General features: G+C 72.2%; 10 protein-coding genes and 1 pseudogene. 5 read left to right on the plus strand and 6 right to left on the minus strand.

The annotated features are described in order from the left end of the window. Positions 1-7 precede the first annotated feature (7 nt). Positions 8-907, minus strand: a complete 900-nt coding sequence (locus tag ACIQNU_RS20610) for an alpha/beta fold hydrolase (RefSeq protein WP_401368223.1) — start codon at positions 905-907, stop codon at positions 8-10. A 41-nt stretch (positions 908-948) separates the two neighbouring features. Next, the gene (locus ACIQNU_RS20615; protein ID WP_401368226.1) at positions 949-1530 is read right to left on the minus strand and encodes a TMEM165/GDT1 family protein; all 582 of its coding nucleotides are present in this window, start codon (positions 1528-1530) and stop codon (positions 949-951) included. Between the two features lie 376 nt (positions 1531-1906). Here ACIQNU_RS20615 and ACIQNU_RS20620 point away from each other — a divergent pair, with 376 nt between their 5' ends. The 3 genes from ACIQNU_RS20620 (at position 1907) to ACIQNU_RS20630 (ending at position 5285) form a co-directional block, all read left to right on the plus strand. After that, complete coding sequence (locus tag ACIQNU_RS20620) at positions 1907-2359, plus strand: NUDIX hydrolase (RefSeq protein WP_401368229.1); 453 nt, start codon at positions 1907-1909, stop codon at positions 2357-2359. A 104-nt stretch (positions 2360-2463) separates the two neighbouring features. Continuing rightward, positions 2464-3234: a hypothetical protein gene (locus ACIQNU_RS20625; RefSeq protein ID WP_401368232.1), complete on the plus strand. Its 771-nt coding sequence runs from the start codon at positions 2464-2466 to the stop codon at positions 3232-3234. Between the two features lie 92 nt (positions 3235-3326). After that, positions 3327-5285: a protein kinase gene (locus ACIQNU_RS20630; protein WP_401368235.1), complete on the plus strand. Its 1959-nt coding sequence runs from the start codon at positions 3327-3329 to the stop codon at positions 5283-5285. On the opposite strand, the gene ACIQNU_RS20635 is transcribed toward ACIQNU_RS20630, so the two are convergent. Further along, positions 5282-5731 carry a hypothetical protein gene (locus ACIQNU_RS20635; RefSeq protein WP_401368238.1) on the minus strand — a complete coding sequence of 150 codons (450 nt, stop codon included), beginning with the start codon at positions 5729-5731 and terminating at the stop codon, positions 5282-5284. The two genes, ACIQNU_RS20630 and ACIQNU_RS20635, sit on opposite strands and share 4 nt — an antisense overlap. Positions 5732-5898: 167 nt before the next feature. On the opposite strand from ACIQNU_RS20635, the gene ACIQNU_RS20640 reads away from it, so the two are divergent. Then, positions 5899-6672, plus strand: a complete 774-nt coding sequence (locus tag ACIQNU_RS20640) for an FHA domain-containing protein (RefSeq protein WP_401368241.1) — start codon at positions 5899-5901, stop codon at positions 6670-6672. 23 nt (positions 6673-6695) lie between these two features. On the opposite strand, the gene ACIQNU_RS20645 is transcribed toward ACIQNU_RS20640, so the two are convergent. The 3 genes from ACIQNU_RS20645 to ACIQNU_RS20655 form a co-directional block, all read right to left on the minus strand. After that, the gene (locus tag ACIQNU_RS20645) at positions 6696-7214 is read right to left on the minus strand and encodes a hypothetical protein (RefSeq protein ID WP_401368244.1); all 519 of its coding nucleotides are present in this window, start codon (positions 7212-7214) and stop codon (positions 6696-6698) included. 17 nt (positions 7215-7231) lie between these two features. Next, positions 7232-7753, minus strand: a complete 522-nt coding sequence (locus ACIQNU_RS20650; protein ID WP_401368247.1) for a hypothetical protein — start codon at positions 7751-7753, stop codon at positions 7232-7234. 102 nt (positions 7754-7855) lie between these two features. Then, positions 7856-14149 (minus strand): DNRLRE domain-containing protein, encoded by a 6294-nt coding sequence (locus ACIQNU_RS20655; RefSeq protein ID WP_401368971.1) that lies wholly within the window; start codon positions 14147-14149, stop codon positions 7856-7858. A gap of 754 nt (positions 14150-14903) precedes the next feature. Here ACIQNU_RS20655 and ACIQNU_RS20660 point away from each other — a divergent pair. Further along, positions 14904-15191, plus strand: a pseudogene (locus tag ACIQNU_RS20660) (histidine kinase); the annotation flags it as partial. Positions 15192-15389: the final 198 nt, after the last annotated feature.

Raw genomic sequence — 15389 nt, forward strand, 5'->3', positions numbered from 1 at the left:
CAGGCACCTACCCGCTCAACCCCCCAGCCGCGAACCGCCGCAACGCCCCCGCCAGTTGACCAAGCCCCGGATCCTCCACCGGCATATGTCCACACCCCTCCAGCAGCGTCAGATCCCTGTCCGCCGGCAGGCGTTCGAAGAACGGGAGGCTCAAGGCGGCCGGGGTCCACCGGTCCTCCGCGGGATGCGCCATCAATACCGGGCACGCGTCGAACCGGTCCGGTTCGACCTCCGGCGCCGACGCCAGATACGTACGCAGAAACCGAAGAGACACCCGCCCGCCGCCACCCATGCGGTCCCGCGCCACCGCCGCGTTCAACTCCGGCCGATGCGACATCGCCGACAACCGGGCGACCCACCGGACGGGCACCCGGACCCGGTCCAGCGGTCGCAGCGCGTTCATGACCGGGCCGGAGTGCCTTCCCAGCAGGGCCATCCGCGCGGCGGCCTCGCGGACCTCGGGGCGGCGGACGTCCAGCAGGCACGTCACCGCCAGCCCGGCGGCACCCGCACGGGCCACCGCGCTGTACGCGAGCATCCCGCCCAGGCTCGCCCCCAGCACCAGGACGGGCCGCGCGTCCCGCTCCCGCTCCCGTGCGATCAGCTCGGCCGCGAGGTCCACCCACAGCGGGTAGTCGACCGGCTGCCGGCCGCACCGGGTACGCCCGTATCCGGGCAGGTCCGGTGCCACGGCCTCGACCCCGCCCATGAGCTGCGCGTAGGGCATCAGCATCCCGGCGTGACCGCCCGCCCCGTGCAGGATCACGAGCTTCACCGGCGCGGCCGGGTCCACCAGCCGCTCCAGGTGGACCTCCATACCGCGCCAGGGCCACCACTGCGACTCCGTCCGGCCCGCCGAGGCCGCCCGCGCCCAGGCCGGGAAGTACTGCCGGTAGTCGTGGGTCATGTGTCCTCCCGTATCCGAAACACCGCCGCCCCCTCCGCTCATCAAGCGGTGAACGCCTCGATCAGCGTCCAAATGGCCAGACCCCCCATGCACAGCGCCCCGAAACGCTGCACGTTCTTGAGCGGTACGCGCTGCGCGATGAAGCGGCCCACCAGCAGTGCCAGGGCCGAAACCGACATCAGGGCGACGGCGGAGCCGATCGCGGTCGGCAGCCAGCCGTTCGTCGCGGCGAGATTCGCCGTGGTGATCTGCGTGAGGTCACCCCACTCGCTGATGAAGACGGCCATGAAGGCAGTGGTGTAGACGGGCCAGAACCCGGTGACCGTACGGGCCGCCCCCTCCTCGTCGTCATCGCCCCCGCCGCGCAGCAGCACGAAGGCGCCGAAGGCGAAGAGGGCCGCGGAGACGAGTTTGACCGCCATCGCGGGCAGCAGGCTGAGGAGACTTCCGGCGCCCACCGCGATCGCCACGTGCACGATGAACGCCGTCGACGTGCCGAACCACACATACAGCGGGCGCATACGCGTGCCCATGGCCAGCGACGCGAACATGGTCTTGTCGGGGAGTTCGGCGAGGAAGATCAGCCCGAAGGCGGTGAGGATCGCCAGGGGGTCCAGGGTCATCGCTGTGCTTTCTGCTGGGGCCGGGCCTTCAGCTCTGCGGCACCCAGGAGGCGACGGGAGAACCAATCGGCCCGGCACAACGGAACAGCCCACAATGAGTGGGCCGCGTCATGCCTTGGCCGAAGGTCTCGTCCGTCGCCGCGTCTCGCACGGCGACCCGATGGCCGGAACTCCCCGGAGGGCGTTCAGTATGTCGACCAGCGGTTCGCAGGACTACTCCCCTTCGCTGCCGCCGAGGGTACCAGGCGCCCCAACGGGCATCCCGGTCGCGGCCCCGGGGGGTGCGAGAGTGAGTGCGGTGGCAGCGGCGGCGGGAGGAGTACGGGTGACCGGGACTGATGGGGCGCATGGGGTTAGTGGGGCCGATGGGCGGCGGGTGCCCGTGCCGCACGCCATGATCGGCGTCGGCGTCATCGTCACCGATCAAGGGCGCGTTCTCCTCGGCCGCGATCATCACGGTCACTGGGAGCTGCCCGGCGGCAAGAACGACGCCGGGGAGTCGCTGGAGCGGACGGCGGTGCGCGAGTTGTACGAGGAGACCGGGCTCGTCGCCGACCCGGGCCGGGTCGCGGTGCTCGCCGTACTCCTGGACGGTACGGGCGGTGTGCCCCGGCTCTCCGCTGCGGCGAAGGTCACCTCCTTCGAGGGCACGCCCCGCGTCACCGAGCCCGAGGTGATCGCGGAGTGGGCCTGGCATCCGTACGAGAATCTGCCCCGCCCGCTGTTCACACCGTCCGCGCACGTCCTGGAGACCTGGCGGCCGGGGTGCGTGGGGGAGCTTCCGCCCGTACATCGGTATCGGCTCGCGGAGCCCCACCAGAACCCGTGAGTCCGTGAGCTGATGGGCTCGGGAGGGGTCCCGGGACCCCCGCCCTAGCGTGACGCCTCGGTGCACCACCCCCTTCCGACGCGGACGCTGGCAGGCGATGACCCATGACTGACCCCGACCACCCCAACCCGCACTTCCCCGAATACCGCGCCCAAGCTGGCAGCCCCATGGGCCTCGGCGCCCCCGGCATCGGCCTGGTCGGCATCACCTTCGGCCTGGCGCAACTCGCCCGGAACGGGGCGCCCCTGTGGGTCCTGCTCGGCCTGCCGGTCGTACTCGCCGTCCTGCTGGGCGGGCTGTGGCTCGCCGCCAAGCGCACCGCGACCCTCACCGGGCCCAAGAACATCGTGGTCCAGGGGCCGTTGGCCCACCGCGTGACGGCGTGGCAGGACGTCCAGGCCATCGAGGTCGTGTCCAACGCGGCGGGCGTCGCCGACGCCAAGGCCGTACGCGAGTACGTCGTCGTCTACGACCGCACGGGCCGCGCGACCATGCTGCCGCACCTCAACGACAAGACGGTGTTCTCGGTCGAGGAGGAGGTACGGCAACTGCGGGAGCTGTGGGAGCGGTTGCGCGGTGACGACTGGGCCCCGCTGCCGGAGGTCGCGGCGAAGGTCGCCCGCGCCCACCGGCGTTCGGACCGCGCCCGCGCCTGGATCGTCAGTGTCATGGTCGCGGGCGGCTCGGCCGTCCTCACGGGCCTGCTCATCGTCGCGCTGGTGCTCAGCGGCGCCCTGGACGACGTCGACGGAGTCCTCGGGGACGTCCTGAGCCCGATGCTGATCCTCGTCGTGCCGCTGCTGGTGTGCCCGATGACGTACCTGCTCATCCGCTCCCGCGACACCCACGGCACCCGGAACGCGGACATCCCGTGAAGGCCCCGTACCGCCTTCCCCGTACCCCATAGGTTCGGTTTCGCGCGCGCGGTGGTCGCCGGGGGCGCGGACGGTGGGTGAGGGGAGGCGCGGTGCGCCTGGGCACGACGGTCGGGGGCCGGTACCGGCTGCTGCGGGGGCCGCTGCGCGGGGGTACGGGTGAGGTCTGGCCGGCCCGTGACCTCTCTCTCGGGCGGCAGGTCGCGCTGAAGCGGGTCCTGGCGGGCGACGGCCCCACCGACCAGGGTGAACGGCAGCGCGCCTTCGACCGGCTGCGCGCCGAGGCCCGCGCACTCGCCCGGTTCAGCCACCCCCACGTGGTGACGCTGTACGGCGTCGAACAGGCGGGCCGGGGCGGACGGGCCACGTTCTGGCTGGTCATGGAGTACGTGTCCGGGGGCAGCCTCGCCGACAGGGCGCCGCTGACGCCCGCCCGCGCGGCCCGCGTCGGCGCCCAGATCGCGGACGCACTCGCCGCCCTGCATACGGAGGGCCTGGTCCACGGCGACGTCAAACCGGGCAACGTCGTCGTCACCCCGCAGGGTCTCGCGAAGCTGGCGGACTTCGGCGCCGCGTACCGCGTCGGCGGCGCCGAGACCATCACGCCCAATGGCGCCCTGAGTTACACGCCCGACTACGCGGCGCCCGAGGCGGTACGAGGGCGGCCCGAGCCTGCGTCCGACGTGTTCTCGCTCGGTGCGCTGCTGCACACCCTGGTCACCGGACGACCCCCGCGCCCCGGCCTCGCCGACGGATCCCCGCAGACCGGCGAGGACCCGGATCCGTACCTCGCGGAGCGGCAGGCGGCGCGCGGTGAGATCGAGATCTCCGATGCCGTGGGCCCGTTGGGCGGGTTGCTGGCCGCGATGCTGGACCGCGACCCGCGCACACGGCCCGACGCGGCGCGGGCGCGCGGGCTCCTTGAGGAGATGGCGGGACCGCAGGAACCCTTCGCCCCGGCGGTGACGGCGGCGGAGCCGGAGCCCGTACCGGAAGGCGGTCAAGAGGCCGGTGGACCCGCCTGGTCGCGTGAGCGGTGGGACCGGGCCAGGGACGCGTGGGACGCCCGCTCCCCCGCCACCGTCGCGGTGACGACCGCCACGGGACTCGCCCTCGTACTCGCCCTCGTCCTCACCGTCGTCCTGGCGGTCACCCAACTCGGCGACGGCGACGGCGACAGCGGCGGTGACGGCGGCGGTTCGGCCTCCGTCCTCGGCGACCACCGCACCGCCGACCCCTGCGCCCTCGCCGACCCGGCCGTACTCGCCCGCTTCGGGGACGCCGAACTCGACCGCGCCTACGGCAACTTCGACCGCTGCGACATCCTCGTGGACACCGGCCGCGACAGCCTGGTGGACGTCGAGTTCCACTTCGGCGACGGTGGCCGTTCGGAGCTGTCGACGCCCCGGCAGACCGTCGGAGACGTCGCCGTCGTGGACGAGCCCGCCGAGAGCGGCACCTGCGGCCACACGCTGCTGCCCGCCGGGGACCCCGACGTGAACATCACGGTCATCGCCAAGCAGGACGAGGCCACGGCGCCGCTGTGCGCGATGGCGCGGTCCGCCACCGACCACGCGGTGCGCACGCTCAACTCGGGCCGTATCGACCGCCGTTCACCCCCACCACCCGCCGACTCGCTCGCCCACCGGGACGCCTGCGCGCTGCTGGACGCGGACGCGCTCGACGCCGTCCCCGGGGTGGACGCGCGCGATCCGCGTATCGGCTTCGGCAACTGGGACTGCGAGTGGGAGAGCACCACCGGCGATCTCTGGGTCGAGCTGCGCTTCGACCGGGGCCGGCCCCTGTCCGCCGAGGACGGCACGCCGACCCGGATCGCCGGCCGCACCGCCGCCGTCGAACCGGACGGCGAGGGCGACCGGAGCTGTCTGATCCGGGTGGTCCACCGCTCGTTCCGCACCGAGTCCGGTGACACGATCGTCGAGACGCTCAACCTCGCGGTCGGCGGCGACCGTTCGGCGGAGGGGCTGCGCCGCCTGGCCACGGACCTGGCGACGGCGGCGACGACCGCCGTCCGTCAGAGCGCCCGCTAGGACCGCGCCGGGTGGATGTCGAGTACGGCCTTTCCGCCGCTGATCGACACGACCTCGAAGCCGAGCTTGTTGAGGCTGCCGGTCCCGCCCTCGCTGACCGCCGTACCGAGGTAGACGCCCTCGGTGCCGGTCGCCTCCAGGGCCAGGCCGCCCGGCCCGACGTCCACGATCTTGAGACCGCCGAGCCCGAAGCTCCGGTCGATCGCGATACGGGTGCCCGACTCCACGGTGATCCGGCACCGCCCGTCGTAACAGGGGCCGTGGGGCGAGGGGGTGACAGCCGGGGTCGAGACCGTGGACGGGGGTTTCGCTCCCGCCCGCCCCGAGCCGTCGTCGGACCCACCGGATCCCCCGGACCCACCCGACTCGCACCCGGCGAGTCCGGCCCCCAGTCCGACGGTGAGAAGCAGAGCGGCGGCGCGGCGGATGCCGTTCGTGGAGGTCATGGGCAGATCCCGTCCCGTAGGCGACGCGTGCATCCTGTTTAACGGGCCGGAGCGGGGACGGGTCCCGGGCGCACGGGAGCACACTGGCGACACGACGGCGAAGCCGAAGGCGGCTGGGAGGCAGGGGCGATGACGGGACGGGCGCGGTCGATGAGGGGGCGCGGACGATGACCGGCCCGGCCAGTCTGGCGCGCGGTGTGGCCCCCGCCCGGCCGGGCACGCTCCACGCGCGCTCGGTGACCGGCGGTGTCAAGGTGGCGCCCCGCCCCGGTGCGACGGTCCGGTTCGGCCGGGGCGAGGAGCCGGACGTGGATCTCGCGGTCGGCGAGGACGACCTGCGGGTGAGCCGGCGGCACGGCGAACTGACGTACCGGGGACAGCGGTGGTGGCTGCGGAACACCGGGCAGCAGCTCGTCCGGCTGCCGCACGGTCTGCTGATGCACACCACCTCCGAACCGGTCCCACTGTCCCCCGGCTACACCCCGCTGTTCGTGACCGGCTCGGGCTACCGCAGGCACCTGGTCGAGCTGTACGTGACGGGCCACGACGAGCCCGGCCTCGTACCGCGCCGCCAGGCGGCCACCCTCCCGCCCAGGGTCTGGCCCCTGGACGACGACGAACGCCTGCTCCTCGTCGTCATCGGCCAGCACTACCTGTGGTACGAGGAGGGCCCGCGCCCCCTGTCGTACCGGCGGGCCGCCGCCCAACTCGCGTACCTCCGCCCGGACGACCAGTGGAGCGAGCGCCGCATCGAGCACAAGATCGTGGCGGTACGGCACCGGCTGAAGGAGGCCGGATTCCCGTACCCACTCCTCCACGACAAGGAGGCGGGCGCCCCCACGGACAACCGCCTCCTGCACAACCTGCTGCGCGGCCTGGTCGAATCCACGACCCTGGTCCCCCCGGACCTGAACCTCCTGGACGACGAGCCCCCGGCCTGAACTCCCGCCCGCCGGGCCCCGCGTCAGAACATGTCGACGACATTCCAGACGGCGAAGGCCAGCGGGGGGAGGAGCAGGAGGTCCGTGAGGCCGTAACGGAGGCGGCGGTGGGCGGCGCCGGGTCCGGGCGCCGCCTCCCGCGCTCCGGCGACCAGCTCCCGCAGCTCCTTACGCGCCGCCCGCGCCCGCTTCCCGTCGAACACCGACTTGGACAGCGCCCACGGCCGCACCGCACCGACCCCTTCGATCCGCAGCCCGACCTCGCCTCCCCGGGCGAGGAACCGGACCTCGGACAGGGGCGCGCGGTAGGTGAGGAAAGGGTTGTGGACGGTGAGGACGCCCTCCTCGCACCTGATCAGCGGCTGTACGCCGACGCGGGCGAGGACCCACACCACGAACGAGGTCAGCGACACGATCGCCGCCGCGTCGACCAGCCGGTCGGCGGAGCCGGTACCGGTGACCAGGATGCCGACCGCCGCGAGCGGGAAGGCGACCGTCCCGGCCAGGGACGCGGCGAACACCATGCGGTTCCTGTACTGCACGTGGTCCTCCCCGGCCGTCAGGGCAGAAAAGCCCACACGGAGGACAGGGCGAACGGCAGGAGGAGGAGGTCGTACCAGCCGATGCGTGGGGTGCGGCGGGCGGTCGCAGGGGGCTCCTCCGTCGGGGGCGGGGTCTGGCGTACCGCGTCCCGCAGGGCCCGGCGCGCGGTGTTCGCGCGTCGTCCGTCGAAGACGGAACGTGACATCGCGAAGGGCGTGACGGGGCCGATGCCCCGGATCTCGAAGGCTCCCCCCTTGTCCGCGCGGCCGAGCAGACGGACGTCCGACAGGGGCGCGGTGCAGGTCAGGAACGGGTTGTGGACGGTGAGCCGTCCCTCGCCCCACTCCACGGACGGGATCAGCCCCACCCGCAGCACCACCCACGCCACCAGACCGGGGAGGGCAAGCGCGAGGACCACGTCCCACGGGTCGCGCGCCACGCCCGCGTCGATGAACAGGAAGTAGACCGCGACGGCGACCATGAGCACCGTCATGGCCACCGATACGGCGAACAGCGGCCGGTTCCTGTAGAAGGTCACAGCTTCTTCGTCCCGCATGACACACCGATTCTCCGCACGGCGGGGTGCCGCACCCGTGAGCACGGCACCCCGACCTCGTCCCGGCCTGAACGAGAACAGGCCCTAGCAGTAGCGCATCTTCCAGCTCATGCCGCAGGTCAGCGTGCCCGTCCAGACGTTGCCCGCATAGTTCCACGCGGTGCGCCGGTACGAGAAACGCTGGGCGTGCCGACCCCGGCCCGCCGCATGTCGCCCACCGGCCGAGAAACCACGGCTGGACTTCCACCACGATCCGGCGGCGAAGCGGCCCGCTCCGACGCCGACCGCGGTCCAGGCGGCGGACTTGGCGGTGGACCTCCAATAGCTCTTGGTCCGCCACTTGCCGCCCCGGCCGTCGGCCGCCGCGGTCGCCGCGAACACCGCCACACTCGCCACCGCACACGCCCCGGCCGACGCCACAATGCACGCGGCCGTCGCCCCGTACCCGGCGTACGTACGCCAGTTCCTGCGGACATTGCGGCCGACCTTGCGGGCCGCGCGCTTGACCTTCTTCCAGCTCCACCACTTGCCGTCGAGGTCGAAGCGGTTGACCGGGTCGCCGTACACGTAGTCGTAGGCGTTGGCGCTGCCGCCGTAGACCGGGTCCAGGCTGAGGAAGCGGCCGGTGGCGGGGTTGTAGACGCGGACGCCCATCAGGGTCAGGCCCGTGACGGTCTCGCTGGAGCGCTGTTTGGCGCCGAGCCAGCCGTAGCGGGCGGCGGTACGGCCCGCGCGCGGGTTGCCGTACTCGTCGGTGTCCAGCGCGACCGGCGCCTTGGCGCTGTCCAGCGGGAGTTGCAGGGCGACGTCGCCGTGGATGCCCGACAGGTGCAGGACGGTGTCGCCGGTCTTCGTGGTGGTGGCGGCGAGGTCGCCGGACGCCGAGTCGACGTTGCGGGTCAGGACGCCCGTCGCGGTGTCCTCGACGATCCAGCGCGGGTTGTCGCCGTCGCCGTCGTAGTGGTTGAGCTTGGCCGCGGTCTGCGCCCAGGTCGAGCCGCTGCCGGACTCGACCTTCCAGGAGCGGAACCGCTGGGCGGCGTCGAGCTGCCAGGTCTGGCGCTGCCCGTTCGCCGTCTGCTGGTACGACAGGTCGTTCGCGTACCAGGCGAGCGTGGTGCCGCCGGGCAGCGCGGTGGTGCGGCCGAACCCGTCGTACGTGTAGCCGGAGTCGATGATCCGGTCACCGCTGTCGTACGTGGACGTGGTGGTGGTGCCTCCGGTGGTGGGGCAGTCGGCGCCGGGGGTGCCGGCCGCGGTGGTCAGGGACTTGCGGTTGGCGCGCGCGTCGAAGGTGTACGAGCGGCGCGTGCAGAGGGTCTCCGAGGTGTCGAGGACGGTGGTGAGGCGTCCCGTCGCGTCGTAGCGGTACGTCTGGTCCGACCAGCCGCTGTGGCTCGCGGCCTGTCCGTGGATGGACTCGGTGACGGTGTCGGAGTAGACGAGCGCGCCGTCGCTGTCCCGCGTGTAGGTGCGGTCCACGGTCGATCCGGTGGTGTCCTCGGACTGCCGCAGCGTGTATCCGCCGGGCAGCTTCTCGGTGGCCACCGAGCCGTCCGCGTCGTAGGTGGCGCGGAACGTGCCGGCCACCGAGTCGGTGGTGCTGGTGGCGAGGCCACGGGGTTCGGCGGTGTGGTCGTAGGTGTAGGTGACGGTGGACGGGACGCTGTCGGTGACCTTGACGGGCCGGCCGAGCAGGTCGTACTCGGTGGTGGTGGTGCCGTTGTCGGCGTCCGTGTAGGAGGTCAGGCGGCCCAGCGCGTCGTACTTCTTGCTGAGGGTGCCGCCGGTCGGGGACGTCGTCTTCACGGTCTGGCCGGTGGCCGGGTCGTACTCGGTGGTCGACTCGGGGACGGCCTGGCCGACGCCGCCGGTCACGGCGACCTTGGTCTGCCGGCCGCCGTCGTCGTAGCCGGTGGTCGTGGTGCGGGTGGTGCCGTTCGCGGTCTCGGTGACCTTGTTCGGGTTGCCCCACCAGTCGTACTCGGTGGTCGACGTGGGCAGTCCGGCCGGGTTCGCTCCGCCGCCGGTGATCGCGCCGCCCGCCGAGACGGAGCAGACGAGGTCCGCCCACTCGGGGCGGCCCGCGCAGGCGCCGGTGCCGGTCGCGGACCAGTACGCCGTCACGCGGGTGCCCGCGTCGGTGCCGGTGGCGCCGGGCAGCAGTTGCTTGACGGTGCGGCCCTGCGCGTCGTACTCGGTGGTGGTCGTCAGGGCCAGGCCCGACGGGTCGCCGACGGTCTTCGTGGCGAGGCCCTTGGCCCAGTCGAAGACGGTCTGCGTCACGCGGGTCTCGCCGTGCACGGACGGGTGTTCACGGACCTGGGCGCCCACAGTGGAGCGGGTGACCTGGTCCTTGACCTTCGCGGTGCCGTCGGTCGGCCGCCCCGCGTCGTACTCGCTGACCTTCCAGGTGCGTGCCGTGACCGAGGTGCCCGCGGGGACCAGCGTGGTCGCGCCCTGCTTGAGGTCGGCGGTCAGGTCGATACGGCGCAGCGGCCCGAACTCCTCCAGCTCCCGGGTGCCGTTGTCGTTGTACACGGAGCGGGTGGCGAGGAGGTCGGCGCGTTCGGCGCTGGTCAGCCGCTCGATGCCGAGGTCGGCCTGGGTGGCCCGGTCGTCGGCGGTGAGGCCGAGCGCGACGGCCCGGTTGGCGGCGCCCAGTGCGCGGACGGTGTTGCCGAAGCGGTCGTACTCGGTGGTGGTGAGATGCCCGCCGGGCGAGGCCGCGTTGACCTCGCGCGCGGACACACCGAGGTAGTGCACCTGGGCCCGCTGGTAGGCGCCTGCGGCCAGGGAGCCGCCGGAGTGGGCGGCCGGTACGGCGTCGGCGGGGAACACGGCGGTCGCGTCGGTCGGGGCGTCGAGCTGGCCCCAGGCCCGTACGTCCGCGGCGCCCATCTTGTGCGGGGCGGTGGCGCCGGTCAGCGGCACGTCGTAGACGACGCTGGTCGCCGCTGTGCCTTCCTCGACGTCGGCGGTGCCCTGCTTGAGGCCGGGCCGGGACGCCTTGAGGAGCATGCCGTCACCTGCGGTCGCGGCGTTGCCGGCCTTGCCGTAGCTGAAGGTCCAGGGCAGTTCGCCGGCCGTGGAGAACTTGGTGACGCGGCCCGCCGTGTCGTAGCCGTACTCGGTCTTCAGCGAGGGGCTGATCTGCGGGTTCCACACCTGCCGCAGCCGCCCGGAGGTGTCGTAGAGGTACATCTGTACGGACTTGGAGGTGGCGGCGGTCGCGCCGGGGGCGGTGGACCAGAGCCGGACCTCCTTGACCTGGCCGGAGAAGTCCCCGTAAGCGCTGCCCGCCGCCGTGGTGGTCGTCGCGTACACGAACTCCAGGACCCGGCAGCCCTTCGTCGCCGGGTCGGCGGTGCAGGCGGCGGTGGTGGCGGCCGAGGTGGGGGCGATGACCCGGCGGGGCCGGGCGAGCTTCTTGCCGTCGACCGTGACCGTCTCGGAGATCACGGTGGTGGTCGAGTTCGCGAGGCCGTCGAGGAGGGTGCTGGAGACCTGCCAGGTGGTGGCCGCCGGGTCGGGCTTGCTGAACTCGGTGACCGTGCCCTCGGTGTCCGCGAGCGTGAAGCTGCCGCCCACGCTGCCCCTGAGCGTCAGGTCCTCGGAGCCGGGCTCCGGGATCCACGCCGACTTCGCCGCGTTGGCGGTGAAGTGGGTCTCCTCGCCCTCGGCGTCGACGACGGCCACGGCGGTGTCGGAGATCCGGCGGACATGGCTGAAGTCGGAGTCCGTCATCTCGGCCGCGGTGCCCGCGACCCACTCCTTGCCGAAGATCGGGGCCTGCCCTTCCTGCTGGGCGCCCTTCTCGGGGGCCCGCGAGGACGCGGTGCGCGACACCGACAGGTCGAACGCGGAGGCGTCGGTGGCGGAGAGCGTGTAGTCGCCGGTGAGGAGGTTCACGGTGCCGGGGCCCGCCTCGGCGGTGGCGGCGCCGTCGGCGTTGCGGTCGACCACGACGGTGAGGGGTTCGGTGGCGCCGGACGCGCCGCCGGTGCCGGTGAAGTCGGCCTTGATCTGGACGGTCCCGTCGGGGTCGACGGTCTTCGCCGCGTCCCACACCAGCGGCGCGTTGCGGCCCGCCGTCAGCGGCACCGGCCACGCGGTCAGCGGCTGCCCGCTCGCGGTGACGTCGGCGACCGGGATCCGCACCCAGGCGTCGGCCTCGGATCGCCGCCAGGAGTACGACACGGCGTTGTACTTGCCCGCCTCGGCCTCGGCGACCAGCGGCAGGCGGCGCGCGGTGCGCTCACCGTCCGACGGCTGGACGAAACCGCCGGGCCCCGCGTGGAAGGTGTACTCGACCGCCTCGGACTTGTTGTCCGCCTTGTCCACGGCCCGTACCTGAAGGGTGTGCGTGCCGTCCTTCGGCGGGGCGACCGCGATGCCCTTGTCACCGCTGGTCCCGCCGGTCGCGACCTTCGTCCAGGTCACGCCGTCGAGGGACCACTCCAGCCAGTTGTGGTCGGTGCCGGGCGGGGTGACCGTGAAGGTGCCGGACTGCCCGCTGCCCTTGACCCACTTGCCCACCGGATAGTCCGTGGACGTGATCTTCGTGGGCGCGGAGGGCGCCTTCGTGTCGACGGTGAACGTCTTCCACGCCGACCAGCCGTTGTTGTAGTGCGTCCCGTCGTACGGCGAGGTGCGGAACTTGTACGTCCTGCCGTCGGCGAGCACCCCGGCCGGCACGGTCACCGAGGCGACCTGCCCCGACGGCACGAACTTCGACACGAGCACATTGCCGACCTGCGCGTCGGTGGCGCTGTCGAAGATCTGGAAGGTCCCGTTGACCTTGTCACCGTCGGCGTCGACGAAGGTGTCCCGCAGCGTCGGCGTCACGGTGTTCACCATGTACGCGCCACCGTAGGAGAAGTACGGCGGCCCGGCCTCCTGCTTCGTGCCGGTGCGCGGCCGGTAGTTGTACGTGACGACCAGCTTCGGCGGATTCTTGGCCGCGTTGGCCGAGTTGACCCGCTTCCACTGCGCCACGACGCTCTCGCTCGCGGCCCGCAGACCCATGTGGCCGCGGGTCGCCTTCGCGGACGCCCACTCCTGCGTCAGCGTCGTGACGTCCGCGCTGATCCACCCGTCGGGCTGGGTCGCGCACCCGGCGTTGCCGGTGGTCTGCGTCGAGGTCGCCTTCGTCGCGGTCCACGCGGGCTGCGCGGTCCAGCGCGAGGACGTCGACGCGGCGCCGGCCGCCCCCACCTCCCACGGGTACGCCTTGCAGTCCGTGTTGCCCGAGTGGAAGTTCCACAGACTCAGCTTGGCGTCGAGGACGAGCGCGTCCTGGATCGGTGTGGTGTTCCACGAGATGAAGGAACGGGCGGTACGGGGGGTGCCGTTCGCGTTCGTGGTGCCCGGGTTGCCGAAGTCCAGCTCGGTGTCGTTCGACCAGTCGACGGTCTCGCCCTGCTGGACGTAGGTGTCGAAGACGTTGCCGAGCGAGGAGGTGGAGGGGTCGACGGTGACGGGGTACCGGGTCGCCGGGTCGGCGAGGAAGGCGGCGTCCGGGGTGACGACCAGATCGACGGAGCCGTGGCTCTTACGGACGACCTTGAGGCCGACGGCGGCGCGGTGGGTGTGTTCGCCGGAGCGGGGGTCGACGGTGGCGTCCCACATCACGGGGGCGGGCATGACGGCCCGCTTGTTGTTTTTGCGGTCGGTGAACTGGACGCTGTTGTCGGGGAGTTGGGTGACGGAGAGGCCCTTGGTTTTGAGGGGGAGGGTGTAGGAGTAGGCGGTGCCGTTGGTTTCTGTTCCGGTGGGGCGCTGCTTGATTTCGACGTACTGCTCGAAGCCGGTGCGGGTGGCTTCGATGACGACGTCGGCTCCCGGGACGGCGTCGGCGTACGCGGCGCGGGCGCCGTCGAGCTTCGGCTTCGGCAGGCCGCCCTTCCACTGGAGCGTGATCTGCTGATCGCCCTCGCCGAGCGTGACGAGGTCGGTGGCCTTGGCGGTACGGGTGGCCTTCAGCGAGGCGGCCGGTGTACCGGTCCTCCCGGCCAGCCGGAGCCCTTCGGGGTGGGCCTTGGGTGCGACGCCACCGTCGACTTCGCGGAGGTCGACATCGACGTCGGCCCATTGCCCGTCGCGCTGGAACCGGACGGGTCCCGCGGCCAGTTCGGTGGTGAGGCTGCCGTCCTTGTTGACCCAGGTCGTGGAGGTCTCGGTGCGTTCGCCGAGGGCCTCGACGCGGTGTCCGTTCAGCCGGGCGGCGACGCGGGCCGAGGGTATGTCGGCGGCTTCGCGGGCGCTGGGTGGCTTGGGTTCGGCGGGGGTGTCCTGGCGGACGCGGCTGTCGAAGCCGAGGGCGACGGCGTCGCCGGAGTCGGCGGCGAGGAGGGCGGCCTCGGCGGCGAGGAGCATGGCGGCGCCGAGGGCGATGGAGGGGAGGGCGCGTCTGTATTTGGTGTGTTCGGGGTGTCTGGTGCGTTCGGGGTGTCTGGTGTGTTCGGGGTGTCTGGTGTGTTCGGGGTGTCTGGTGCGTTTGGGGTGTCTGGCGTGGGTCATCGAGCGGGCATCCCTAACGGGTCGGAACATACGGGCGCCCGATCCGATCACTTATGTGATCACCGTAAAAGTGAGATCTTCACCGATCCGGTGCAGAATCTTTCCTCGGCGTGACGGTCGGTCGGGAGTCGGGAGAGGGAGTGCGGTGGGGGTACCGGGGTGGGTACCGGGGTGGTGGGGGCGGAGCCGTACCCGGATGTCGGAGGCGACGCAGGCCACGGGTGTCGCGGCACTGTCGATCGCGCTGCTGGTCATCGGCTCGCTGACGCTGCTGGCGGTGGACGTCCTGGCGCAGCCCCTCTCCCGGGGCACGCTGATCACGGGCCTGATCCTGCTGATCCTGCTCCCGGCGGTCCTGCTGGGCCAGTACGCGCCACCCCCGTACCGGCTCCCGTACCACTGGCGCTGGGCCCTGCTGGCCCTCCAGGCGCTGCTCACCTACCTCCCCGTCCTGGTCTTCGAGTACAAGTGGCTGAGCCTGCTGGGGTTCCTGGCGGGGGCGGTGCTGCTGACGGTGCCGCGTCCGATGTCGGTCGTGATCGCGCTGGCGGTGGCGGCGAGCGGCCCGCTGCTGGTACACAGCAGCCTGGTGAACACGCACCGCAGCGGGATGAGTGTGCTGGTGTCGACGGTGGTGACGGGCAGTGGCGTGTACGCGGTCGTCCATCTCTCCCTGCTCGCCGCCCGCCTACAGGCGTCGCACAGCCAGGCGGCGCGCCTGGCCAGGCATCGCGAACGGGCCCGTATCGCCCAGGACCTGCACGATCTGGTCGGCTCGTCGCTGGTGTCGATAGCGGTACGGAGCGAGAGCGCACTGCGCGACCCGCCGGCCGGGGCGCATCGGGCCCTGACGGAGATCGCGGAACTGGCGCGGCGTACGCATCAGGAGGTACGGGGCATAGTCGGCGACCGTGTCACCGCCCACCTGCACACGGAACTGACGTACGCGCAGGCGTTGTTGTCGCGGGCGGGCATCACGACGCGTACGACACTGCCGCCGCAGCTACGGGTACCGGAGCCGGTGAGTCACTGCCTGGGGGCGGTGCTGCGGGAGGGCATGAGCAATGTGCTGCGGCACAGCAGGGCGACGAGGTGT

This window comes from Streptomyces sp. NPDC091292 (assembly GCF_044757265.1).
Taxonomy (GTDB): domain Bacteria; phylum Actinomycetota; class Actinomycetes; order Streptomycetales; family Streptomycetaceae; genus Streptomyces.